Annotated in this window: 22 protein-coding genes; 10 read left to right on the forward strand and 12 right to left on the reverse strand. The window is 65.8% G+C overall.

Annotation, left to right across the window (positions count from 1 at the left end):
- The first annotated feature begins 72 nt into the window (after nt 1–72).
- Genes SLQ30_RS06080 through SLQ30_RS06095 form a run of 4 tightly spaced genes read left to right on the forward strand, consistent with a single transcriptional unit; the run spans nt 73 to nt 7499 of the window.
- Nucleotides 73–1494 (forward strand): condensation domain-containing protein, encoded by a 1422-nt coding sequence (locus tag SLQ30_RS06080; protein ID WP_319447465.1) that lies wholly within the window; start codon nt 73–75, stop codon nt 1492–1494.
- 33 nt (nt 1495–1527) lie between these two features.
- Nucleotides 1528–4527 (forward strand): RND family transporter, encoded by a 3000-nt coding sequence (locus SLQ30_RS06085; protein ID WP_319447464.1) that lies wholly within the window; start codon nt 1528–1530, stop codon nt 4525–4527.
- A 53-nt stretch (nt 4528–4580) separates the two neighbouring features.
- A complete protein-coding gene (gene pe, locus SLQ30_RS06090; protein WP_319447463.1) occupies nt 4581–5735 on the forward strand; it encodes an acyltransferase PE in 1155 nt (384 codons plus the stop codon).
- A gap of 15 nt (nt 5736–5750) precedes the next feature.
- A complete protein-coding gene (locus SLQ30_RS06095) occupies nt 5751–7499 on the forward strand; it encodes an AMP-binding protein (RefSeq protein ID WP_319447462.1) in 1749 nt (582 codons plus the stop codon).
- Nucleotides 7500–7516: 17 nt separating this feature from the next.
- Here the strand turns inward: SLQ30_RS06095 and SLQ30_RS06100 are convergent, their stop codons facing one another.
- Nucleotides 7517–8188 carry a GAP family protein gene (locus tag SLQ30_RS06100; RefSeq protein ID WP_319447461.1) on the reverse strand — a complete coding sequence of 224 codons (672 nt, stop codon included), beginning with the start codon at nt 8186–8188 and terminating at the stop codon, nt 7517–7519.
- A 167-nt stretch (nt 8189–8355) separates the two neighbouring features.
- Here SLQ30_RS06100 and SLQ30_RS06105 point away from each other — a divergent pair, with 167 nt between their 5' ends.
- Nucleotides 8356–9351 (forward strand): isopenicillin N synthase family dioxygenase, encoded by a 996-nt coding sequence (locus SLQ30_RS06105; RefSeq protein WP_319447460.1) that lies wholly within the window; start codon nt 8356–8358, stop codon nt 9349–9351.
- A 13-nt stretch (nt 9352–9364) separates the two neighbouring features.
- Entirely contained in the window at nt 9365–9850 is a 486-nt protein-coding gene (locus SLQ30_RS06110) for a flavin reductase family protein (RefSeq protein ID WP_413467938.1), read from the forward strand.
- Here SLQ30_RS06110 and SLQ30_RS06115 read toward each other — a convergent pair whose 3' ends face one another.
- The 5 genes from SLQ30_RS06115 to SLQ30_RS06135 all read right to left on the reverse strand — a co-directional run bounded on the left by SLQ30_RS06115 (nt 9851) and on the right by SLQ30_RS06135 (nt 14082).
- Nucleotides 9851–10012, reverse strand: coding sequence for a hypothetical protein (locus SLQ30_RS06115; protein WP_319447458.1), 162 nt, complete (start codon nt 10010–10012; stop codon nt 9851–9853).
- 135 nt (nt 10013–10147) lie between these two features.
- Nucleotides 10148–10900, reverse strand: a complete 753-nt coding sequence (locus SLQ30_RS06120; RefSeq protein ID WP_319447457.1) for a succinate dehydrogenase/fumarate reductase iron-sulfur subunit — start codon at nt 10898–10900, stop codon at nt 10148–10150.
- A gap of 2 nt (nt 10901–10902) precedes the next feature.
- Nucleotides 10903–12822: a fumarate reductase/succinate dehydrogenase flavoprotein subunit gene (locus SLQ30_RS06125; protein ID WP_319447456.1), complete on the reverse strand. Its 1920-nt coding sequence runs from the start codon at nt 12820–12822 to the stop codon at nt 10903–10905.
- Between the two features lie 35 nt (nt 12823–12857).
- Nucleotides 12858–13706, reverse strand: a complete 849-nt coding sequence (locus tag SLQ30_RS06130) for a hypothetical protein (RefSeq protein WP_319447455.1) — start codon at nt 13704–13706, stop codon at nt 12858–12860.
- A gap of 79 nt (nt 13707–13785) precedes the next feature.
- Complete coding sequence (locus tag SLQ30_RS06135) at nt 13786–14082, reverse strand: hypothetical protein (protein WP_319447454.1); 297 nt, start codon at nt 14080–14082, stop codon at nt 13786–13788.
- Between the two features lie 113 nt (nt 14083–14195).
- Between SLQ30_RS06135 and SLQ30_RS06140 the strand changes: the two genes are divergently transcribed.
- The 4 genes from SLQ30_RS06140 (at nt 14196) to nirD (ending at nt 18365) form a co-directional block, all read left to right on the forward strand.
- The gene (locus SLQ30_RS06140) at nt 14196–14954 is read left to right on the forward strand and encodes an isocitrate lyase/phosphoenolpyruvate mutase family protein (protein ID WP_319447453.1); all 759 of its coding nucleotides are present in this window, start codon (nt 14196–14198) and stop codon (nt 14952–14954) included.
- 23 nt (nt 14955–14977) lie between these two features.
- A complete protein-coding gene (locus tag SLQ30_RS06145) occupies nt 14978–15346 on the forward strand; it encodes a hypothetical protein (protein ID WP_319447452.1) in 369 nt (122 codons plus the stop codon).
- A 101-nt stretch (nt 15347–15447) separates the two neighbouring features.
- A complete protein-coding gene (nirB, locus tag SLQ30_RS06150) occupies nt 15448–17985 on the forward strand; it encodes a nitrite reductase large subunit NirB (protein ID WP_319447451.1) in 2538 nt (845 codons plus the stop codon).
- Nucleotides 17982–18365, forward strand: a complete 384-nt coding sequence (gene nirD / locus SLQ30_RS06155; protein WP_319447450.1) for a nitrite reductase small subunit NirD — start codon at nt 17982–17984, stop codon at nt 18363–18365. The genes nirB and nirD overlap by 4 nt, the downstream gene beginning before the upstream one ends.
- 15 nt (nt 18366–18380) lie before the next feature.
- Here the strand turns inward: nirD and SLQ30_RS06160 are convergent, their stop codons facing one another.
- The 6 genes from SLQ30_RS06160 to SLQ30_RS06185 form a co-directional block, all read right to left on the reverse strand.
- Entirely contained in the window at nt 18381–19241 is an 861-nt protein-coding gene (locus SLQ30_RS06160; RefSeq protein ID WP_319447449.1) for a hypothetical protein, read from the reverse strand.
- Between the two features lie 47 nt (nt 19242–19288).
- Entirely contained in the window at nt 19289–19975 is a 687-nt protein-coding gene (locus tag SLQ30_RS06165) for a sirohydrochlorin chelatase (protein ID WP_319447448.1), read from the reverse strand.
- Nucleotides 19972–21123: a uroporphyrinogen-III synthase gene (locus SLQ30_RS06170; RefSeq protein ID WP_319447447.1), complete on the reverse strand. Its 1152-nt coding sequence runs from the start codon at nt 21121–21123 to the stop codon at nt 19972–19974. The genes SLQ30_RS06165 and SLQ30_RS06170 overlap by 4 nt, the downstream gene beginning before the upstream one ends.
- A gap of 142 nt (nt 21124–21265) precedes the next feature.
- Nucleotides 21266–21763 (reverse strand): GNAT family N-acetyltransferase, encoded by a 498-nt coding sequence (locus SLQ30_RS06175; protein WP_319447669.1) that lies wholly within the window; start codon nt 21761–21763, stop codon nt 21266–21268.
- Nucleotides 21764–21817: 54 nt separating this feature from the next.
- The gene (locus tag SLQ30_RS06180) at nt 21818–22696 is read right to left on the reverse strand and encodes a 5-oxoprolinase/urea amidolyase family protein (RefSeq protein WP_319447446.1); all 879 of its coding nucleotides are present in this window, start codon (nt 22694–22696) and stop codon (nt 21818–21820) included.
- A gap of 9 nt (nt 22697–22705) precedes the next feature.
- Nucleotides 22706–23386, reverse strand: a complete 681-nt coding sequence (locus tag SLQ30_RS06185; RefSeq protein WP_319447445.1) for an allophanate hydrolase subunit 1 — start codon at nt 23384–23386, stop codon at nt 22706–22708.
- Nucleotides 23387–23393: the final 7 nt, after the last annotated feature.

Here is a 23393-nt window from a genome sequence, read left to right on the forward strand (position 1 = left end):
CCCATCGAGGGTAAGTTGATCGACGCGACGTTAGCCGGACTCGGGAACCGGCCAAGCTGGGAGGACGAAGTTTTGCGCATCGGAAAAATTACTGTTGGTGCACTTGGCGAGTGGTCACTGACACCGGGTGTTGTCACGTCTTGGCATCCGACGGACGCGGCCAAGGAGGTCGCTCGACAGGCACCGACCAGTTCGGTGCCGGTTAGCTACATGCAGAGCCAGCACCTCCGGAACTACTCCGAACGGGCGGCCGCCGGCCAGACCTTCTCGCGGCAGATCATCGCCAGTTGCGACGTGGCCGGGCAGTGCGACATTTCAGCCATGGACCACGCCGTCAACACATACCTGCGTCGGCACGACACATTCCGCAGCTGGTTCGAAGCGGGGGGTGACGGCGGCTTCACTCGACATTCGATCGAAGATTCAGCAAATATTGAGTTCGTGCCCGTCGATCAGGGCCTCATGTCCGATGCTGAGATACGCGCGCACGTCGTGGACATACCGAATCCGTTGGAGTGGGGTTGTTTCCTCTTCGGGATCGTTCAGCACGAAGATCACTTCACCTTCTTCGCGGCTATGGATCACGTCCATGGGGACGCGACCTTGATCGGCACGACGATGATGGAAGCCAACGGCATGTACTCCGCGATGAGCGGAGCCGGGCAGGAACTCGCCCTGCCCGACGCCGGTAGCTTCGACGATTTCTGTATCCGCGAGCGAGAGTTCACGTCAACGTTGACCCTTGACTCGCCTGGGGTGCAGGCGTGGATCGAGTTCGCCGAGAACAACAGTGACGGCTTTCCGGACTTCCCACTGCCGCTGGGTAATCCGAACGAGGCGACCACCAGTGCCTGGAGCTCGCTATTACTGATGAGCACAGATCAGACGGACCGATTCGAAGCGGCTTGCAGTACGGCGGGTGCGCGCTTCGTCGGCGGTTTGTTCGCTTGTCTCGGCTTGGTGGAGCACGAATTCACCGGTGCGCTCACGTATTACGGGCTCACCCCGAGGGATTCGCGCACGGCCAGCGACAACTTCATGACGCAGGGCTGGTTTACCGGGTTGATCCCGATCACCGTTCCCATCGCGGCGACCTCTTTCAACGATGCGGCATACGCGGCGCAGGCCTCATTCGATTCCGGTCTGGCCATGGCACGAGTGCCGTATTACCGCGTATTGGAGTTGGCCCCGTGGTTGAACTGGCCCCGGCCGAACTTTCCGGTGTCCAACTTCTTGCACGGTGGCGCCGCGCCGCTCAACGCTATCCTCGCGGCAGGGGAGTTGGGCCTTGCGAACAACATCGGGATGTATCCGGACGACCGGTTTTCCTACCAATTGACGATCTACATATTCCGGTACGGGGAAGGCACCGTCATGGCGATCATGCACCCCGACAATCCGGTCGCCGAGAAGTCGGTCACCCGCTATATGGAGGCCATGAGATCGGTGTCCATACGGGTTGCTGACAGCGGCCACTGGGGACGCGTCGCATAGCGGTGCGGGATCGATGGCAAGGATGAGGGCGACATGCGACGTTTAGCCGATCTCGTGGTGCGATGGCCATGGGCGGTGATAGGGATTTGGATCGCCTTGGCGGTCGTCCTTCCCCTGTCGCTGCCCTCGCTGGGCGAGATGTCGCAGAAGCATCCGCTCGCGATCTTGCCTAGCGGTGCACCTTCAAGTGTCACCGCCGCGAAGATGAACGAGGCCTTTCACGAACCGGGCAACGATGACCTGCTGTTGGTGACGTTGATAAACGAGAACGGACTGACACCCGGCGACGAGGTCACCTACCGCAAACTCGTGGATGCGCTGCACGATGACCAGGCCGATGTGGTCACGGTGCAGGACTTCGTCAACACGCCACAACTGCGACAGTTCCTGACGAGTGAGGACAAGAAGACCTGGGTGTTGCCCGTCGGCCTCGCGGGTGAGTTGGGCACGCCGCGGGCCTTCGACGCATACAACCGAGTGGCCGACCTCGTCGAACGCAACGTCGCAGGCAGCCAGATGACAGTGCACCTCACCGGTCCCGCGGCTACCGTCGCGGACCTCACCGTCGCGGGTGAAAAGGATCGCCTGCCGATCGAGCTCGCGATCGGCGTCCTGGTGCTGTTGGTGCTGCTGCTGGTCTACCGCAGTGCGGTCACGATGCTGCTGCCGTTGGTGACGATCGGCTCGTCCCTGGTGATCGCGCAGGCCGCGGTGGCGGGCTTCTCCGAGTTGACCGGCTCGGGCGTCTCGAATCAGTCCATCGTCTTCTTGAGCGCGATCATGGCGGGTGCGGGCACGGACTACGCGGTCTTCCTGATCAGCCGCTATCACGACTACGTGCGGTCTGGGATGGACTCCAACCGGGCGGTCAAGGCGTCAATGATCTCGATCGGCAAGGTGATCACCGCATCCGCCACCACGGTGGGGCTCACCTTCCTCCTGTTGAGCTTCGCCAAGATGGGCGTGTTCCGAACGGTCGGAATCTCGTCGGCGATCGGTATCGGCGTCGCGTTCCTGGCCGGACTGACGCTGCTGCCGGCAATACTGGTGCTCGCCGGGCCGCGCGGCTGGGTCAAGCCGCGGCGTGAACTGACGGCGCGGTTCTGGCGACGTTCGGGCATCCGCATCGTGCGCAGACCGGTGCCACACCTGGTCGCCAGCGTGCTCGTCCTGGCCATCCTGGCCAGCTTCGCGATCTTCGCGAAATACAATTACGACGATCGAAAGGTCGTCTCGGCGTCGGCGCCGAGCTCGATCGGGTACGCCGCGCTGGAACGTCACTTCCCCATCGCTCAGTCCATCCCGGAATACATCCTCATCCAGTCACCGCACGACCTGCGCACACCGCGGGCGCTCGCAGACTTGGAACAACTGGCTTCGCGCGTCGCACAGCTGCCGAACGTCGGTCTGGTCAGCGGCATCACCCGACCACTGGGAGTGGTACCGCAAGAATTCAGGGCGACGTATCAGGCCGGGCTCGTCGGCGACCGACTGGCTGATGGATCCGATCAGATCACCCAGCGCACCGGTGACCTCAACCGACTGGCGACCGGAGCCAACACGCTGGCAGGCACCCTCAATGACGTGCGTGCTCAGGTCAACAGGATCGTGCCGAGCATCCAGGCTTTGGTCACCGAGTTCTCTTCGATGCGAACCCAATACGGTGGGGACAAGCTGGTGCGCGACGTCGACACCGCAGCCAAGCTCGTCGACAGCATCAACGCGCTCGGCAATTCCATGGGTGTGAACTTCACCGCCACCAAGAACTTCTTCGCCTGGATAGGCCCGGTGCTCCTGGCGCTGGACGGCAACGCGATCTGCGACGCCAATCCCTCCTGTAGCGACACCCGCACGCAGTTTCGGGCACTGGTCGACCCGAGCAACGAGGGAAACGTCAACCAGATCAACGACCTCGCGCACCAGTTCCAGGGCTTCGGTGACAAGCAGACCCTCAACGCGACGGTGAACAAGCTCAACAGTGCACTCACCAACGTCGCCAAGGCAGTCAACGACATGGGCCTGAACAAGCCCGGTGGCCCGCAGGCGGGCCTGAGCCAGCTGAAGCAGAACGCCGACCGCCTGGCGGGCGGGAGCCAGCAGGTCGCAGGCGGTGTGGACCAACTCGTCGATCAGATCAAACTGGTGGCGTCCGGACTCAACGAGGCATCGGCCTTTCTCTTGACGATGAAGGACAACGCCGCGGACCCGTCACAGGCGGGGTTCAACATTCCGGAACAAGTGCTGGGTCTTCCGGACTTCAAGAAGGCCGCCAAGGCGTTCATCTCGCCCGACGGTCACTCGGCGCGGTATCTGGTGCAGACCAAACTGAACCCGTTCAGCTCCGAGGCGATGGATCAGGTCAATGAGATCAATGACACCGCTCGGGGGGCCCAGCCGAACACCACACTGTCCGACGCCACGATTTCCATGGGCGGATTCCCTGCCGCGCTGCGGGACACGCGTGACTACTACGAGCACGACATCCGATTCATCATCATCGCGACCCTCATCGTCGTCATGCTGACGCTGATGGTGCTGCTGCGTGCGATCATCGCGCCGCTCTATCTCGTTGGCTCCGTGGTGATCTCGTATTTCGCGGCGATCGGCATCGGCGTCTTGACGTTCCAATTAATCCTCGGCCAGCAGTTGCACTGGAGCGTGCCCCCGTTGGCCTTCGTGGTGCTGGTCGCAGTGGGCGCCGACTACAACATGCTCTTGGTGTCGCGAATGCGGGACGAGTCTCCGCACAGCATGCGGTACGGAATCATCCGTACCCTGGGTTCGACGGGCGGCGTGATCACCGCGGCTGGGTTGATATTCGCCGCCTCGATGGGCGGGCTCTTGTTCTCCAGCATCGGCATCGTGATCCAGGGCGGTTTCGTGATCGGGGTGGGCATTCTGCTGGATACCTTCGTGGTACGCACCATCACCGTGCCCGCCATCGCGACGCTGGTCGGGCGGGCGAGCTGGTGGCCGTCACAAGGGCCCGCAGCGCCGCGGGCACCAGCCAAGGCCGTCGCCTCACAGGGTTAGCGAGGACACGCCATGTATGTGAAACTAGAGAAGCTGAGCGGTCAGGAGCAGGGATGAAGAAACTCCTCGCAGGGTTTGCAGTGCTGGTAACTGCCGGTGTCACAGGATGTTTCGGCGCCGGGAGCGCCACCGCCGACAACTCGCCCACCCCCGCGCCGCCTGCGCCCGGTGCGGCCGGGCCCGCCACGACGCCGCCCGGTGCGACGGGGCCCAACGCGACGGCGTATGCGCTTGGCGGAGCTCACGTGCTCGGCATTCCCTATGACGAGTACATCCGCATGACCGGCGAGCAATGGTTCCCTGGCATGAAGCGGGTGAAGGTGGACTACCCGGCAGGACAGGTGCAGGGCCACGTCCTGGAACGCCTGTTCCCCGGCATCGGCCCGATCGGAGAAAAGATCCATCCCGGCTTGGGCCTGGATGGGCCGAGCATCGGCGAGTCCGTCGACATCGGAGAGCCAAACCTCGAGGCGGCCATCCGCAAGGGTGGCCCCGGGACCGCGATGGGGTTGTCCGAGGGCGCGTTCGTACTCAATGCCGTGAAGGCATCGATGGCCAACGATCCGACCGCTCCGCCGCCTGATCAACTCAGCTTCGCGACGTTCGGTGACCCACTCGCGAAGACCCCCTTCGGGGAGAGCTTCCTGACCCAGATGTTTCCGCCCGGCAGCGTCGTGCCCGCGCTGGACTACCGCATGCCTGCGCCGGTGGAGAGCCAGTACCACACCGACCAGTTCGTCTCTGCCTACGACAGCATTGCTGACTTTCCCGACCGGCCAGACAATCTGTTCGCCCTGGCCAACTCGATCGCCGGCCTGGCCACCGGTCACACCGCGATTGCGTTCACCAACCCGAGCAATGTTCCGGCGCAGAACATCGTGACGACGGTCAACTCGAAGGGTGCGACGACGACGACGTACCTCGTCCCCGAGCAGCACCTTCCCCTGACCCTGGGCTTCAAGTACCTCGGGTACGACGAGAACACGCTGAACCAGCTGGACGCGATCCTGATGCCCAGGGTCAATGCTGGCTATTCGCGCAACGACGACCCGGCGACCGCACCGATCCAGGTGGATCCGGTGCGCGGCTTCGACCCCGCAGTAGTCACCGCACCGGCCAACGACGCGACGTTCGGCGGCGGCGGCGACCCCATTTCGACGCTCGTAAACGGCGCCATGTCGGTGCTGTCCAACGGCGCGCACCCATAACGGATGTGACGTGACATGACGCTTAGCCCCCAATCAACCATGCTCTCCATGCTGCACGGACGGGCCAGCCTGCGCCCCGACGACGTGGCCTTCACGTTCACCGACTACGCGCAGGATCCATCGGGTGTTGCGGAGCGGCTCACGTGGTCGCAACTGTCCCGCCGGACGATGAATGTGGCGCGCGAGCTCAGCCTTCACGCATCGGTCGGAGACCGGGCGGTGATCCTGGCGCCTCAGAGCCTTGACTACATTCTGGCTTTCCTGGGATCCATGCAGGCTGGGCTGATCGCGGTGCCGCTTCCGTTGCCGCATCGCGGCTCGAGTCACGATCGGGTTGGTGCGGTCTTTGCCGACACGTCGCCGTCGGTCGTGCTCACCACGTCCGCGGTCGCGGGCGATGTCGGCGACTACGTGGATCAAGCGCGCCTGGACATCGCTCCCAAGCTCGTCGAAATCGATTCCTTGAATCTGGACGTCGAGGTCGGACCGGGCATCGACCTGACTGACGTGCCCAGCACCGCGTATTTGCAATACAGCTCAGGTTCGACCCGAACGCCGACCGGGGTCATGCTTTCGCATCGCAACCTCCAGACGAATTTCGAGCAATTGATGCGCAGCCTCTTCGCGCACTCCGGCGTCAAGATCCCGGCTGACATCACCATCGTGTCGTGGTTGCCCTTCTACCACGACATGGGTTTGGTGCTGGGCGTCTGCGCCCCGATCCTTGGCGGCATTCCGGCCGACTTGACCAATCCGGTGGCGTTCCTGGAGAAGCCGTCCAGGTGGGTGCGAGCGCTGGCGCAGAATCCCAGTGCCTTTTCGGCGGCGCCCAACTTCGCGTTCGACCTGGCCGCCCGCAAGACCACCGACGCCGATCTGGCCGGCCTTGACCTCGGCGGGGTGCTTGGCATCATCAGCGGCGCCGAACGCGTCGAGCCGACCACTTTGGAGCGCTTCGTTGATCGGTTTGCGCACTTCAACTTTCGCGACCACATGATGCGTCCTTCGTATGGCTTGGCGGAGGCCACCGTCTTCGTGGCGTCAGGCACGTGGAGCGAATCATCGCCAGCGGCTCAGTTCGATGTCGAAGAGCTGTCCGCGGGCCGCGTTCAGCGGAGTGCGGCTGGCAGAGGCACGTCGCTTGTCAAATACAAAGTGCCGCAGGACCCTACGCTGCGCATCGTCGATTCCGAGACGAATCGCGAGTGCCCGCAGGATGTGGTCGGCGAGATCTGGGTGCATGGCGACAATGTCGCCGACGGCTACTGGAGCAGAGCGCCTGAGGAGCAGGGCTGCTTCGGCGCAACGCTGCTCGACCCTTCATCGGGCACGCCCGACGGACCGTGGCTACGAACCGGCGACCTCGGATTCATTTCCGACAGTGAGCTTTTCATCGTCGGCCGCATCAAGGATCTGCTCATCATCCGTGGAAGCAATCACTATCCCGAGGACATCGAGGTGACGGTCCAAGAGATCACAGGTGGGCGAGTCGCGGCGATAGCGGTGCCGGTGAACAGCACCGAAAACTTGGTCACCATCATCGAACTCAAGAAGCGAGGCGCTTCCGACGAGGAGGCATTGCGCTGGCTCAGCGGGGTCAAGAGCGACGTCACCTCGGCGATATCCAATGCGCACGGCTTGAACGTCGGGGATCTTGTGCTGGTCTCGCCAGGGTCGATTCCGACCACGACGAGCGGCAAGATTCGACGGGCCGCGTGCATCGAGCAGTACCGCCAGGACCAATTCGCCCGGTTGGACGCCTGAGCTCAGCGTCCTCGACGCTAGAGTCCGGCCGATCCCGCGCCGATCAGCAGGAAACCGACCACGGCCAGCAATATGGCGACGTCGCGGCGGCGTCGCCTGCGCACCCAGTCCTGCAGTGCCGTCAGGGTGGCGCGCGTCCGGTCCGGGGCCACCAGATAGCAGACCAACGGGATCTCCACGAACGCGAACGCCACTACGTTGAAAAGCAGTAGGGCGCAGAGTTGGGCGGACGCTGCGGCGCCGGAGGCGGCAATGAGCGCCAGGACGGCGAGATAGTCGACGGACGGCAGCGCGATGCCGAGGCCTGCGGCTCCGGCGGTCCACAGGGACCGGCCGTTGAGCAGCTTCTTGGTGCGCGTCGCGAGCGTTCCGGACGGCCGATCTGCCTGGCTCCCATCGTCTTTGCCGCGTTTACCAATCACGCCCGAGGCCACCACCGCCGCGTTGACCAGGAGCACCACGCCGACCACGATCTGCACTCGGGGCAACGTGAAATGGGCGGAACCCAAGGCCGGTCGCAGCACGAAAAGCGCGATGACACCCACCACGAGCCCCATGACGAAGCCGCCAACGAGGAAGGCGAGTAGTTGGAGCAGCGGCCGGGGCCGGTTGATCATCAGGATTGTCATGCCGATCCGGAACGGCTCCAGGCTGACCGCAACGGCCATCAACAGCAGCGTGATCCACATGACGAGGCGAGCGTTGGCTAGGTTCGCTTAGCCGCGCAGCACGGACAGAAGGGACGGCGCGGGCATGGGCGTTACGTTACCGCGCTCGGCCCGCCGACTCCAGGTCGCTTGCATTCACGGCGATTCCGACCCTGGCGGGCGTCGAGGAATCCGACCATCATGGCCACGTGACCTCCGTTCGGACCACGCTGCCCGTTGTCGACCTGCGCGACGAACCGGCCGCGCTGACCGAACGATTGCGGACGGTCGCGCACGAGGTCGGTTTCTTCTACCTGACCGGGCACGGCGTCGGCGATGATCTGACGGATCGCGTGCTGGCGGCGGCGCGCGCACTGTTCGCGCTACCGCAGGCCGACAAGGACGCCGTCGCGATGATCAACAGCCCGCACTTTCGCGGCTATACCCGGCTCGGAGGCGAGCTCACCGGCGGCGCGGTCGACTGGCGCGAACAACTCGACATCGGCCCCGAGCGCGTGCCGTTGCCTGACCCCGACGAACCGCACCTCTGTTTGCAGGGCCCCAACCAGTGGCCGGTAGCGCTTCCCGACCTGCCCGCCGTCATCGCGGAATGGGACGTCGCGCTGGCAGCGGTAGCACGAAAGCTGTTGGAGCACTGGGCGGTATCGCTGAGTAGTCCGGCTGATGTCTTCGAGCCCGCGTTCGCGGACACCCCGGCGACGCTGATCAAGATCGTGCGCTACCCGGCTCGGGCCGTCACTCCGCAAGGCGTCGGCGCGCATCGGGATGCGGGCGTGCTCACCCTGCTGCTCGCCGAACCTGGCACCAGAGGGCTCGAAGTCCGCGGGCCGAGCGGGGCGACGGGGCTTGGGTACGGGGAGTGGATCGACGTGGACCCGCTGCCTGGTGCCTTCATCGTCAACATCGGCGAGATGCTCGAGCTGGCCAGCGGCGGCTATCTGCGTGCCACCGAGCACCGGGTCCGGATCGCCGACACCGAGCGCATTTCGGTGCCGTACTTCTTCAACCCCCGGCTCGACGCCCAACTGCCCGTGCTGACGTTGCCCGACGAACTCGCCGGGGGCGCGCGCGGCGTCACCGCGGACCCCTCAAACGAACGCATCTACTCGGTCTACGGACGCAACGCGTGGAAGAGCAGGTTGCGGGCGCACCCTGACGTGGCCGCCGCGCATGGATACGTGTGAAGATGGAAGTGTTATGAGTAGCACCGATCTCAGCCCGGCCTCCCTGCGCGAAGCATTCGGCCACTTTCCGACCGGCGTCATCGCCATTGCCGCGGAAGTGGAAGGCGTGCGCGTCGGCTTGGCCGCCAGCACGTTCGTACCGGTATCGCTCGACCCGCCGCTGGTCTCGTTCTGCGTGCAGAACACGTCGGAGACGTGGCCCAAACTCAAGGATCTACCCGCGCTGGGGATCAGCGTGCTCGGTGAATCCCATGACGCGGCGGCCAAGACCCTCGCCGCGAAGACGGGCGACCGGTTCGCGGGCCTGGAGACGGAGTCGCGGACAAGTGGCGCGGTATTCGTGCACGGGACCAGCGTGTGGCTTGAGAGCGCCATCGAGCAGTTGATCCCCGCCGGCGATCACACCATCGTGATCCTGAAGGTCAGCGAGCTCACCGTGCACGACGACGTCGCGCCCATCGTTTTCCACCGCAGCACGTTCCGGCGGTTGGGCGGCTAGCTACGGTCTAGCGGCCAGCTCGTCGCGGTAACCCTGTACGCGTTGCTCCAGTTCGGCCGCGTCGTCGGGCCTGCCCTCTTTGCGGGCCAGCTCGGCGCGGGCGGAAAGCTCGCGGATCGCGGTACGAATGTCGTTGACGCTCTGGGTTTCTCCAGTGCTCATGTGGGTGCCTTTCGTCGCTGAATGGCGTTTGACTTGCACATTCCACCGTACGCCGCCAAAACGAAACGGCTGCGAAGTCCTGATGGACTTCGCAGCCGTTCACGTGCTCGAGCGCTTACTTCTTTTTGAAGAGCACTACTTCTTCTTGAAGAGCACCTTGCCCAGCCAGACGACGGGGTCGTACTTGCGGTCGGCGACGCGCTCCTTCATGGGGATCAAAGCGTTGTCGGTGATCTTGATGTGTTCGGGGCAGACCTCGGTGCAGCACTTGGTGATGTTGCAGTAGCCAAGGCCGAACTCTTCCTGGGCCATGTCCTTGCGGTCCACGACGTCCAGCGGGTGCATGTCGAGTTCGGCGATGCGCATGTGGAAGCGCGGACCCGCGAAGTTCGCCTTGTTCTCCTCATGGTCACGCACCACGTGGCAGACGTCCTGGCACAGGAAGCACTCGATGCACTTGCGGAACTCCTGGCTCCGCTCGACGTCCTCCTGCTGCATGCGGTAGTCGCCGGGCTGCAGATCCTTCGGCGGGGTGAACGACGGGATCTCGCGTGCCTTCTGGTAGTTGAAGGACACGTCGGTCACCAGGTCGCGCATGACGGGGAAGGTGCGCAGTGGCGTCACCGTCACGGTCTCGTCCTCGCCGAACGTGGACATGCGGGTCATGCACATCAGCCGCGGGCGGCCGTTGATCTCCGCCGAGCACGATCCGCACTTGCCTGCCTTGCAGTTCCACCGCACGGCGAGGTCATTGGCCTGGGTGGCTTGCAGCCGGTGGATGATGTCGAGCACGACCTCGCCGTCGTTGACCTCGACGGTGTAGTCCTTGAGTTCGCCGCCGGTTTCATCGCCGCGCCACACCCGCAGACTCGCGTCGTATGCAGTCATGTTCAGCCCTTCCGTTCCGGGTGCTCGGCCAGTTCGGCGTCGGTGTAGTACTTCTCGAGTTCGGAGAGCTCGAAGGTGCCCAGCAGATCCGGTCGCATCGGGACCTGCTCTTCGGGGACGACGGTGACGCCGGGGACCATCGCATCGGCGGTCGCGGCCGCCGTGGTCTTGCAGACCAGCAGCGTGTTGCGCCAGTTGGCGTCCATCGCCGGATGGTCGTCGCGGGTGTGTCCGCCGCGGCTCTCGGTGCGCTGCAGCGCCGCCTTGGCCACGCACTCGCTGACCAGCAGCATGTTGCGCATGTCGATGGCCAGGTGCCAGCCCGGGTTGTACACCCGGCCGCCCTCGACGGCGACGTTCTGGAGGCGGCCCCGCAATTCGTCGAGCTTGACCAGCGCCTCCTCGATCTCTTCCTTCTTGCGGATGATGCCGACGAGGTCGTTCATCGACTGCTGAAGCTCGGCGTGCAGCGTGTACGGGTTCTCGGGTTGCGCATGTGCGTCGTAGGGCGCCAATGCCATCTTGGTGGCCTCGTCGACGGCGTCCTGCGGCGGCTTCGGCCGGTCGTCGGCCAGCGCCCGCACGTAGTCGGCGGCGCCGAGTCCGGCGCGGCGGCCGAACACCAGCAGATCGGATAGCGAGTTGCCGCCGAGCCGGTTGGAGCCGTGCATGCCACCGGAGCACTCGCCTGCGGCGAACAGTCCTGGCGTGGCAGCGCCGCCGGTGTCGGGATCGACCTCGATACCGCCCATCACGTAGTGACAGGTCGGACCGACCTCCATCTCGTCCTTGGTGATATCGACCTCGGCCAGCTCGATGAACTGGTGGTACATCGAGGGCAGCCGACGCTTGATCTCCTCGGTGGGCATGCGCGACGCGATGTCGAGGTAGACCCCACCGTGCGGGGTGCCGCGGCCAGCCTTGACCTCGGCGACGATGGCCCTGGCGACTTCGTCGCGGGGCAGCAGGTCAGGCGTGCGACGGGCGGAGTCGTTGTCCTTGAGCCACTGGTCGGCCTCTTCCTCGGTCTCGGCGTACTGCCCCTTGAACACCGGGGGGATGTAGTCGAACATGAACCGCTTGCCCTCGGAGTTCTTCAACACCCCGCCGTCGCCGCGGACACCCTCGGTGACGAGGATGCCCTTGACCGACAGCGGCCAGACCATGCCGGTCGGGTGGAACTGGATGAACTCCATGTTGATCAGGTTGGATCCCGCGCGCAGCGCCAGGGCGTGGCCGTCGCCGGTGTACTCCCAGGAGTTCGACGACACCTTGAACGACTTGCCGATGCCGCCTGTCGCGAGCACCACCGCGGGCGCGTCGAACAGGATGAAGTTGCCGGTCTCGCGCCAGTATCCGAACGCGCCTGCGATACGGTCGCCGTCCTTGATCAGATCGGTGATCGAACACTCGTGGAAGATCTTGATCCGGGCCTCGTAGTCGCCGAATTCCTTGAAGTCGTCCTGCTGCAGCGACACGATCTTCTGCTGCAGCGTGCGGATGATCTCCAGGCCGGTGCGGTCGCCGACGTGGGCCAGCCGCGGGTAGGTGTGCCCGCCGAAGTTGCGCTGGCTGATCTTGCCGTCCTTGGTGCGGTCGAACAGCGCACCGTAGGTCTCCAACTCCCACACCCGGTCGGGCGCCTCCTGCGCGTGCAGTTCGGCCATCCGCCAGTTGTTGAGGAACTTGCCGCCGCGCATGGTGTCACCGAAGTGCACCTGCCAGGAGTCCTTGGTGTTGACGTTGCGCATCGCCGCCGCGCAGCCACCCTCGGCCATCACGGTGTGCGCCTTGCCGAATAGCGACTTGGTCACCACTGCGACGCGCAAACCGCGTTCACGGGCCTCGATGACCGCGCGTAGTCCAGCCCCGCCGGCCCCGATCACGACGACGTCGTACTCGTGCCGTTCGAGTTCAGCCATACTAATTCAACCTCACTAGTTTGTGAATGGCCTTGTCAGCCAACGAATCTCAGGTCGGTGATGGTCCCACTGGCGACCAACATGATGTAGAAGTCGGTCAGCATCAGCGTGCCGAGCGTGATCCACGCGTACATCTTGTGCCGCGTGTTCAGCCTGCTCACCTGTCCCCAGAACCAGTACCGGACGGGGTGCTTGGAGAAGTGCTTGAGCCGTCCGCCGACGACGTGGCGGCAGGAGTGGCAGGACAGCGTGTAGATCCACAACATGACGACGTTGACGACCAGAATGATGTTGCCCAATCCGAATCCGAAGCCGCCGGGCCCCTTGTCGGAGTGGAACGCGATGATCGCGTCGTAGGTGTTGATCACCGAGATGATGCCGGCGATGTAGAAGAAGTACCGGTGCGTGTTCTGGATGATGAGCGGAAACCGGGTCTCGCCGGTGTACTTCGCGTGCGGTTCGGCCACCGCGCAGGCGGTCGGGGCCTGCCACACCGTGCGGTAGTAGGCCCCGCGGTAGTAGTAGCAGGTCAACCGGAACAACAGCAGGAACGGCAGTGTCAACGCCGCGTAGGGCAGCCACCACACGTCGGGCAGGAACTGGCCGAAGTGACTGGACTCGGGGAAGCAACCCGACTGCGTTGCTTCGTTCCACTTGACCACACACGGTGAGTAGAACGGCGTCAGGTAGCGGTACTCGGCGACGAAGTAGTTGTTCTGCAGGAACGCCCGAACCGTCGCGTAGATCACGAACGCGGCGAAGCCGAGGTCAATGATCAGCGGCGACTTCCACCAGGCGTCGGTGCGCAGCGTGCGTTGCTTGATTTGCGCTCGCGTTGGCGAGAAGACACCTGTGCCGGGGCGGTCGGCGGTGGGTGCGCTCAAGGGGATTCCCTCACTTCGGTTGTAATGTGTCCGACCGGACGTTAGCGGAGTGCCCGGCGACGGGCGAAATCAAGCTTGCCTAACGGGTCCCACCGAGGCCTTCGTCGTCCACGTCCTGCCAGAAGTCGCTGGCGTACTGGGTGTCGGGGATTCCGATCTTCTCGCCGACGTGATGATGTTGGCTCACCCCCCGCGTGAGTTCCAGTTCCTCAGCGTCGATATCGAGCCGATCGATGTCGTTCATGATGCGTTCGGCGTCGTTGACCACGCGACGCATCGCAGCGGAGTCGCCGTAGCGTGAAGACAGTGAGGACACGCAGCGTCGCAAGCCACCGATCAATTCGTGTAGCTGAGCGAGTTCAGTGGTGGTGGACAAGAGGCCGACCTCCTTGGGCTGAAGGGTGTCACGAATCACATTACGACAACTGATGCTAGCCACGTCATCGGATCACAGTGAGACAAGTCACGTCACAGAACGGAGTTGGGGACATGCCAGAAGAGGTTTTGAAGGACCGCGCCATCGCGCTACTGGCGCTGCACGTGCCGGGCAATCCGGCCATCCTGCCGACGGTGTGGGACGCGTGGTCGGCAAAGCTGGCCGTCGACGCAGGCTTTGCTGCCCTCACGGTCGGCAGCCATCCGGTCGCCGACTCGGTGGGCAAGGCCGACGGCGAGGGGATGTCGTTCGACGAGCTCACCACCCGGGTCGCCCAGCTCACGGCCGCCGTGGACGCGCCCGTCTCGGTCGACATCGAGTCGGGCTACGGCGAATCCCCGCAGCGGATCATCGAGGGCTTGCTTTCGGCGGGTGCCGTCGGGCTCAACATCGAGGACACCGTCCACAAGGAGGGCAAGCGACTACGTACGGCCGAAGAACACGCCGCGCTCGTCGGTGAGCTCCGCAAGGCCGCGGACGCCGCGGGGGTGCATGTGGTCATCAACGCCCGCACCGACCTCTTCCTGCGGCAGGACGGTGACGAGTCCGATCGCGTGGACCGGGCGATCGCGCGGCTCAAGCTCGCCGCAGAGGCTGGTGCGGACAGCCTCTACCCGGTTGGCCGCCACGACCCGGACACGCTGCGCAGGCTCGCCGACGAACTGCCCTTGCCGATCAACGCCATCGCGCTGCCGGATCAGGACGACCCGGCGTCGTTCGGCCCGCTCGGCGTGGGCCGGATCAGCTTCGGCCCATTCCTTCAGCGGGCGCTATCCGGCAAGGCCGAGGAGATCCTGGCCCGCTGGAAGTAGCGCTCCCGGTTTACGATCCGCCGGTGACCGAGGACGAGCCGTGGCATGAGCACCAAGGCGTGGTGGTTGCGAGCGGGGTGGCCGGGCTCGTGCTGCTCGGACTGCTGGTGTACGCCGTGATGCGGGTTTCGGACAGTTCGGTGGACCCGCCAGACGTGGTGTACCCCGATACGTCGGTGGCTAGTACGAGCTTCACGACTCCGTCGTCGACGACCACCAGCTACGCGAAGCCGAGCGTGCAGACGAGCGAGCTGGGGCCCCCGGCCCCGGCGGGTCCGCCGCCGAACGCGCCACCCGAAGGCGGCGACCAGCCGTCAACCGTCGACACCCCGACCACGATCTACAACCCGTACGCAACGCCCACCAGTCAGGGGTCCGCAGGCCACATCTGAGCCGGCGGCTCACACGTCACCGATTCGACCGGTGAGCACACCGTGACGAGCGCTTCACATGAGGCGACATCCAGGCAATGTCGGGTGCTTAGCGTGGCGCCATGCACTATCCCAAGCGCGTGGTCGTCGTCGGTCACGGCATGGTCGGGCACCGGTTCGTCGAGGCGCTGCGCGCCCGCGACGTCGACGGCACCTGGCACGTCACCGTCGTGGCCGAAGAAGCCGACGCCGCCTACGACCGCGTTGGCCTCACCGGCTACACCGAGCATTGGGACCGCCAACGCCTTGCGTTGGCGGGCAATGGATACGTCGGCGACGAGCGCGTCGAGGTGGTGTTGCGGGACCGAGTGACCATGATCCACCGCTCGGCGAAGTACGTGACGACGCTGCTGGGCCGCAGACTTTCCTACGACGCGCTCGTCCTGGCCACGGGGTCGTTCGCGTTCGTCCCGCCCGTGCCGGGTCACGACCTGCCCGGGTGTCACGTGTACCGCACGCTCGACGATCTGGACGCCATTCGCGCCGACGTGCAAGCCACGATGGCCGCAGGCGCCGCCGCCGGGGTCGTGATCGGCGGCGGTCTGCTGGGGCTCGAGGCGGCGAACGCGTTGCGCGGCTTCGGTTTACACGCGCACGTCGTCGAGCGCGCCCCGCGGCTGATGAATCAGCAGCTCGACACCGCGGGCGGTGCGCTCCTGCAACGTATGGTCACCGAACTCGGGATCTCGGTGCACGTCGACGTCGGTACCGATGCCATAGAGCAGGTGGGTGCTGACGGCTTACGGGTGCTGCTCAGCGACGGCACCCCCATCGATGCGGGCGTGGTGATCTTCGCGGCGGGCGTGCGGCCGCGTGACGAACTCGCGAAGGCAGCAGGCCTGCCGCTCGCCACCCGCGGCGGCGTGTTGACCGACTTGACGTGCGCCACTGTCGATCCCGATATCTACGCCGTCGGCGAAGTGGCCGCGATCGAAGGCCGCTGCTACGGGCTTGTTGGCCCCGGATACACCAGCGCCGAGGTGGTCGCCGACCGGTTGCTCGACGGTGCCGCGGAGTTCGGCGAGGCCGACACGTCGACCAAGCTGAAGCTGCTCGGCGTCGACGTGGCCAGCTTCGGTGACGCCATGGGTGCGACCCCTGGCTCCCTGGAGGTCGCAGTCAACGATGCGGTAAACCAGACCTACGCCAAGTTGGTGCTCTCCGACGATGCCAAGACCCTGCTCGGCGGGATCCTGGTCGGCGACGCGACGGCCTACGGCGTGCTGCGGCCCATGGTCGGTGAGCGCCTCCCCGGCGATCCGCTCGCGCTCCTCACACCCGCCGGATCAGCCGACGGCTCAGTACAACTCGGGGTCGGCTCGCTTCCCGCCGCCGCGCAGGTGTGCTCCTGCAACAACGTCACCAAGGGCGACCTCACCGACGCGATCACCCGTGGCTGCGCGGACGTGCCCGCCTTGAAGAGTTGCACCAAGGCGGGCACGTCGTGCGGGTCCTGCGTGCCGTTGCTCAAACAACTGCTCGAGGCCGAGGGCGTGGAGCAGTCCAAGGCACTGTGCGAACACTTCGCCCAATCCAGGGCCGAACTGTTCGAGCTCGTCTCGGCCACCTCGGTCCGCACGTTCTCGGGGCTGATCGAACGGTTCGGACGCGGAACTGGTTGCGACATATGCAAACCCGTGGTGGCGTCGATCCTGGCATCGACGAGTTCCGAGCACATCCTGGACGGCGAGCAGGCCTCGCTGCAGGATTCCAACGACCACTTCCTTGCCAACATTCAGCGCAACGGCAGTTACTCGGTGGTGCCGCGGGTGCCGGGTGGCGACATCACCCCCGCTCAACTGATCCTCATCGGCGAGATTGCCCGTGACTTCGACCTGTACACCAAGATCACCGGCGGCCAGCGCATCGACATGTTCGGGGCAAGGGTCGACCAACTTCCGGAGATCTGGCGGCGGCTCGTCGAAGGTGGCATGGAGTCCGGACACGCCTACGGCAAGGCGCTGCGCACGGTGAAGAGCTGTGTGGGCAGCGATTGGTGTCGTTACGGCCAACAGGATTCGGTGCAGATGGCGATCAACCTCGAACTGCGCTACCGCGGCCTGCGCGCCCCGCACAAGATCAAGATGGGGGTGTCGGGCTGCGCGCGCGAATGCGCAGAGGCGCGGAGCAAGGACGTCGGCGTGATAGCCACCGAGACCGGCTGGAATCTGTACGTCGGCGGCAACGGCGGCGCGACACCACGGCACGCCGAACTACTGGCCAGCGACCTCGACGACGAGACGCTGGTGCGCTACATCGACCGCTTCCTGATGTTCTACGTCCGCACGGCCGACCGCTTGCAGCGCACGGCACCGTGGGTCGAGGCGCTCGAAGGAGGGCTCGACCACCTTCGTGATGTGGTCTGCCACGACTCCCTCGGCCTGGCAGCGGAGTTCGAGGAGGCCGTGGCCCGCCACGTCGCCGGATACGCCTGCGAGTGGAAGGGCGTACTGGAGGACCCCGAGAAGCTGTCCCGATTCGTATCGTTCGTCAACGCACCCGATGCGGCCGACCCGACCGTCGAGTTCACCGAGCGGTTCGGTCGCAAGGTGCCCCTCGCGACACCCGCGTTCCGACCACTGCAGGAGACCACCTCGTGACCCTTCTTGACGACCGCGAAACGGCCACCCTCCCAGCGGATCCCGAGTGGACGACGGCGTGCGCGTACGAGCGCCTTGCGCCGTGCCGCGGGGTGGGAGTGTTGATGCCCGACGGCACGCAGGTGGCGCTGTTCCGGCTCACCGACGGATCCGTGCGGGCGATCGGCAACGTCGACCCGTGGTCGGGTGCTGCCGTGATGTCGCGTGGCATCGTCGGCGACCGGGCCGGCCGGGCGTGCGTGCAGACCCCGATCAAGAAGCAGGCCTTCGCCTTTGACGACGGATCCTGCCTCGATGACGACACCGTGCGCGTTGCGGTCTACCGGACCAGGCTGACGGCGGACGGCGACGTGCAGGTGGCCGCGAAGTGCGCTGCGTAATCTGACCCGTGCACACTAGAGCGCGCGCCGCAGCCGGGCCTCACGTGGCGTGCACCGAGCGTCGACCGCCACGTCGCGCACGGGCGAGTTCCAGAGCTCGACGGTTTGCACCACCCAGTAGGCGCCGAACTCGGCGATGAGGAGTACCTCGACCACGAGCACAATATGGTTGAAGTCGTCGAGCACGAAGTGCACCACGACGGTCGCTACCAAGGTCAGCACCATCAGCACCGAGATGACTTGGTAGACAACCCGGTAGCGGGTACGAACAAGGACCGCGTTGATCAGCACCGTCACGATGAATACGCCGAACATCGTGCTGGCGGCGATGCCGTGCGCGTTGGCCACGAACCACTTGGACGCGACGATCAGTGTGACGAGTCCGACGGCGAGCACTGCCCGCTGCACCCAGATCGCGACCGTGCCGAGTGGGCTGCGGTCCCGGCCGGTCCTCGTGCGTCGATACATCCACCACGAGGCCGCGCGCGACACCGCGAGCGCGACGACCAACGCCCACACGTTGGCGATCACCGCGCGCTCGTTTACCGCGTCGACGGGCAGGGTTGATGCTCCGCACAGCAGTACCGGTCGCGTCGTCGGCACGAATGCGACGACGAACGCGAGGATGCCTGCCAGGTTCAGCAGCACGTCCTCGGTGTCGCTGCTGCCCTTGTAGACGATCAGCAGCGTGCCGATCGCGCAGATGGTCCCGATGAAGACGGCGTGCACTCCGGTGAAGTAGTACGCGCTGATGGAGGTCTGCCAGCAGGTCGCGGTGGCGCGCTCGATGATGAGCGCCGAGGCCAGCATGACGAGCATGACCGGCATGCCGCCGCGCAGGTACCGATAGGTGTCCAACGCGATGTCGCGGTCCATGACCGCATATTCTGCGCCTCGTGAAACCCCGAGCTGACCGCTTTGGCTCAGGCGGCGACCGGCAACACCGCGCGCCGGAACCGGGAAGCGACGAGGCGGACGACCCCGGGGTGAGTGCCGAGCGGCTCAGCCACCACGTCGGCCCCCGACGCCCGCAGCCGGTCTTGAAAGAGCCCGTCCGCCAACAGATACGACGCAACGGCGACGCGGCGTGCGCCACGGGTGCGCAGCCTGGCCACCGCCGATGCGACGCTGGGCTCGCCCGTCGCGGCGTAGGCCAGTTCGACGCGCTGCCCCACTGCCGCCGACAGCAGGGCCGCAGTGATGCGCAGGTCGCGTTGGGCGCAGGGATCAGAAGTACCCGCGGCCGCCATCACCACGGAATCGGAAGGCCGCCAACCCGATTCGAGCAATCGGTCAACGACCACACGCACCGTCTCTTGCGCCGGACCCAGTGCCGCGGTCACCACCGTGTTGGGATGCCCGCTGGCCGTGACGTGGCGGGGGATGTCGGTGCGCACGTGGTAGCCACTGGAGAGGAAGGCCGGGACCAGCACGGTCGGACCGTCGTCGGGCAACGTCTGCAGTACGTCGGCAGGCGTCGGGCCGAGGACATCGACGAAGGCGGTCCGGACCCGGCGGCCCAGCGCTGTGCTCACCCGGTCGGCAAGCTCTCCGATCATCTCGACGCCATGGGCCTTGCGGGTCCCGTGGGCGACCAGGATGGGGATCACGCGACGCCAACTGGGTAGGCGTCGTCGACCGTGAGCCGGTATCCGCGCTTCACCACGGTCGACACGATGTGCTTGTCGCCCAAGGCAGTTCGCAACCGCAACACCGCCGTCTCGACAGCGTGGGTGTCGGAGCTGCTGCCAGGTAGCGCATTGAGCAGGTCGTTGCGCGACACCACGGTGCCAGGGCTCTGCGCCAGCACCCGGATCGTCGCCATCCCGGCGGGCGACAGTTCCTTGACGACTCCGTCGACCAGCACGCAGGTACCTCGGATCTCGAGCAGATGACCGGCCACCTTGACCGTGCGGGCCTTCAACAGCGGTAGTTCGTCGGTGATGTGACGGGCCAGCGCGCCGAGCCGCATCCGCTCGGGCGCCGATGTCGGCACGCCAAGCCGTACCAGTGGACGCGCCGTGACGGGGCCGACGCACATGGCGTGGACCTCGGTGCGAAGCGCCGACAACACCTTGTCCTCGACGCCGAGTTCGACTGCGCGCATCAGCGTGGCGGCGACCGCGGGCGCGGAGGTGAAGCTGACCGCGTCGAACTTGCGCTCGGCGATGCCCATGACCAGCTGATCGAACCCGCCGTCCCTGGGGGCTGGGCGCCAGCGGTACACGCGGATGGGCACTACCTCGGCGCCCGCCGCGCGCAGCTCGTCGAGGAACTCCGGAAACGGATCCCAGTCGTCGGTGGCGCCGTGCAACTGCACGGCGATCCGCAACCCGGCGATACCGCCATCGAGCAGGTAGTGAAGGACCTCGCGGGACGACTCGGAGTCCGGTGACCACTCCTCGGGCAGTCCGGCCGCCCGCAATGCCCCGGTGGCCTTGGGTCCGCGGGAGACGATGCGTGCGGCGGCTAGTGCACTGGTCAACTGGGTGGCGATGCCCCACCCGTCGGCCGCCGCGATCCAGCCGCGCAACCCGATGCCGGTGGTGGCGACGACGACGTCGGGCGGCTGTGCGATGAGCGCTTCGGTGTTGGCTCGAAGTTCGTCGTCGTCGGGCAGCGGCACCATCGTGATCGCTGCGGCGCTGGTCACCGAGGCGCCGCGGCGGCACAGCAACGCGCTCAACTCCTCGGCTCGTCGTGCCGAGGTCACTGCCACCCGGAATCCGGTGAGTGGCGCCCAATCAGGCTGACCCATGGCACCAAGTGAATGCATTGCATGTTTCCGAGCGGTTACCTGGTCATTGCTCCTAGGTGTTTTCGCAGAATCTTGATGACTCGACCGTCACATTCCGCTCACCCGCGTCGCTGCTGGGGTGTGAGGTCAGGAGCGGGTGTGCTCACCACACGTCGCCGGGGCGCCAGTCGCAGGTGAGCTCGGCCGTGGTGTCGAGCTCCACGCTGATCGGCATGACGAACAACGATCCGTCGTCGTCCGGGGTGGGCGTGACCCCGGTGGGGCTCAACACCGCCGACTGCCCTTGCCACGGCTGCCAACCTCGCGCGACGTACATTGGCCTGCCCGCCTCCGACGAGCAGAGCGCCCCCAGTTGGTACCCGCCCCGCAGCACTTGCTCGGCGGCGTCCATGATGGCCATGCCGAGGCCCTGGCCACGCCAGTCCTCCCGCACGGCGACGGCTTCGAGATAGCCGCACCGCAACGCGACGCCCTTGTGGATCAGCCTGCGTTGCACGACGGCCCCGTGCGCGATGAGCACGCCATGCACGCAGATCATCGCGTGCATGCCGCCGAGTGCGTGTTCCCAGTCGGCGTCGCTGAATTCGCCATCGGGGCCGCCGAACGCCTCGATGACCATGCTTCGGGCGCCCTCGCGCATCTCGGTGTCGAGATCGGAGGTATGAACAAGGCGTGCGGTATGCACCCCTTCGTTCTACCAGTGTCGGCGCGGACGTGACCAGTGGAACCGGACGTGCTGACCGGGCCGCAGCTGCGCGACCTTGTCGATGTCGCCGTCGGTCACCACGCCGATCACGGGGTACCCACCGGTCACCGGGTGGTCCGGACCGAGGATCACGGGTAATCCGTTGGGCGGCACCTGAATTGCACCTCGAGTCGCGCCCTCGCTTGGCAGCTGCCGATCGGGCCAGCGGGGCCGGAGCGCCGGGCCTGCGAGCCGCACTCCGACCCGGTCGCTGCGATCCGATGCGATCCAGTCGGTGTGCACCAGGGCGTCCGGTTCGGCGAACCAGTCGTCCCGAGGCCCGGGCACCACCGTCAGTTCCAACCCGACGTCGGCGATGGCGGCCACCGGAGCCTGCTCGAGCTCGGGGAAGTCCACGGTGTGCGGCCCGACGGCAAGCACGTCGCCCGGTTGGAGCGGCCGCGGCCCGAGCGCAGACATGACGTCATAGCTGCGCGAACCGAGCACGGGCGCGACGTCGATGCCGCCGCGCACCGCCAGGTAGCTGCGGAGCCCGGTGTGCGGCGCCCCGAACGAGATCACCTCGCCGTCGCGTGCGTAGTGAATGCTGTTGGTGCCGAAGGGAATACCGTTCACCGATGGATCGGTGTCGGCACCGGTGACGGCGATCGCGACATCGTCGCCGCGTACCCGGGCCGAGAAGCCGCCGAACGTCACCTCGATGGTGGCGTGCTCGTTCGGGTTGGCGACCAGTCGGTTGGCCAGGGTGTGCGAGCGCCGGTCCGCGGCTCCGGATCTTGACACGCCCAGGTGGGACAGGCCCGGTCGGCCGAGGTCTTCGACGATCGCGAGCGGCCCGGTCTTGAGAATCTCCAACGTGGCGCTCATCGGGGCCTCCTAACCGAGCGCGCGGAACTGGACCCACATGCCGGGGGTCAGCAGGGCGGGTTTGTCGCGGTTGACGTCCCACAGCACGGCGTCGGTGTGGCCGATCAGCTGCCAGCCGCCAGGTGATTCCCTGGGATAGACGCCGCTGAACTCGCCAGCGAGCCCGACCGAACCGGCGGGCACCCTGGTCCGCGGCTCGGCCCGCCGCGGTACGTGCAGCCGTGGGTCGCCACCGACGAGGTACGCGAAACCCGGTGCGAATCCGCCGAATCCGACGCGTAGTGGGGTAGCGGTGTGGGCGGCGACGACCTCGGCGACCGTGAGCTTGGAGAGCCGGGCCACTTCCGCGAGGTCGGCGCCGTCGTAGCTCACGTCGATGACGACGTCGGGTTCGTGGCCCAGCGGGGCGGTTGCACCGTCGACCTCCAGCGCCTCGACGCGCAGCTTGGCGAGGCGCTGTCTGGTCGGTTCCCGATAGCGCGGCCCGGCCAGCTTCACCAGCACCGTGCGCGAGGCAGGCACGATGTCGAGCACACCGAGCAGGTCGGCGGCCCGCAATGTATCGGTCCACGCCAATACCTCGGCGGTGCCGCTCAATTCGAGCAGCAGCGCCTGGTCCCCATAGTCATGGACGGTGCCGAGCGACGCCCCGGAAGACTTAGCGTCCATCACATCCCCGGTGACTGCCATGCTTCCA

This window comes from Mycobacterium sp. RTGN4 (genome assembly GCF_033804635.1).
GTDB lineage: Bacteria > Actinomycetota > Actinomycetes > Mycobacteriales > Mycobacteriaceae > Mycobacterium.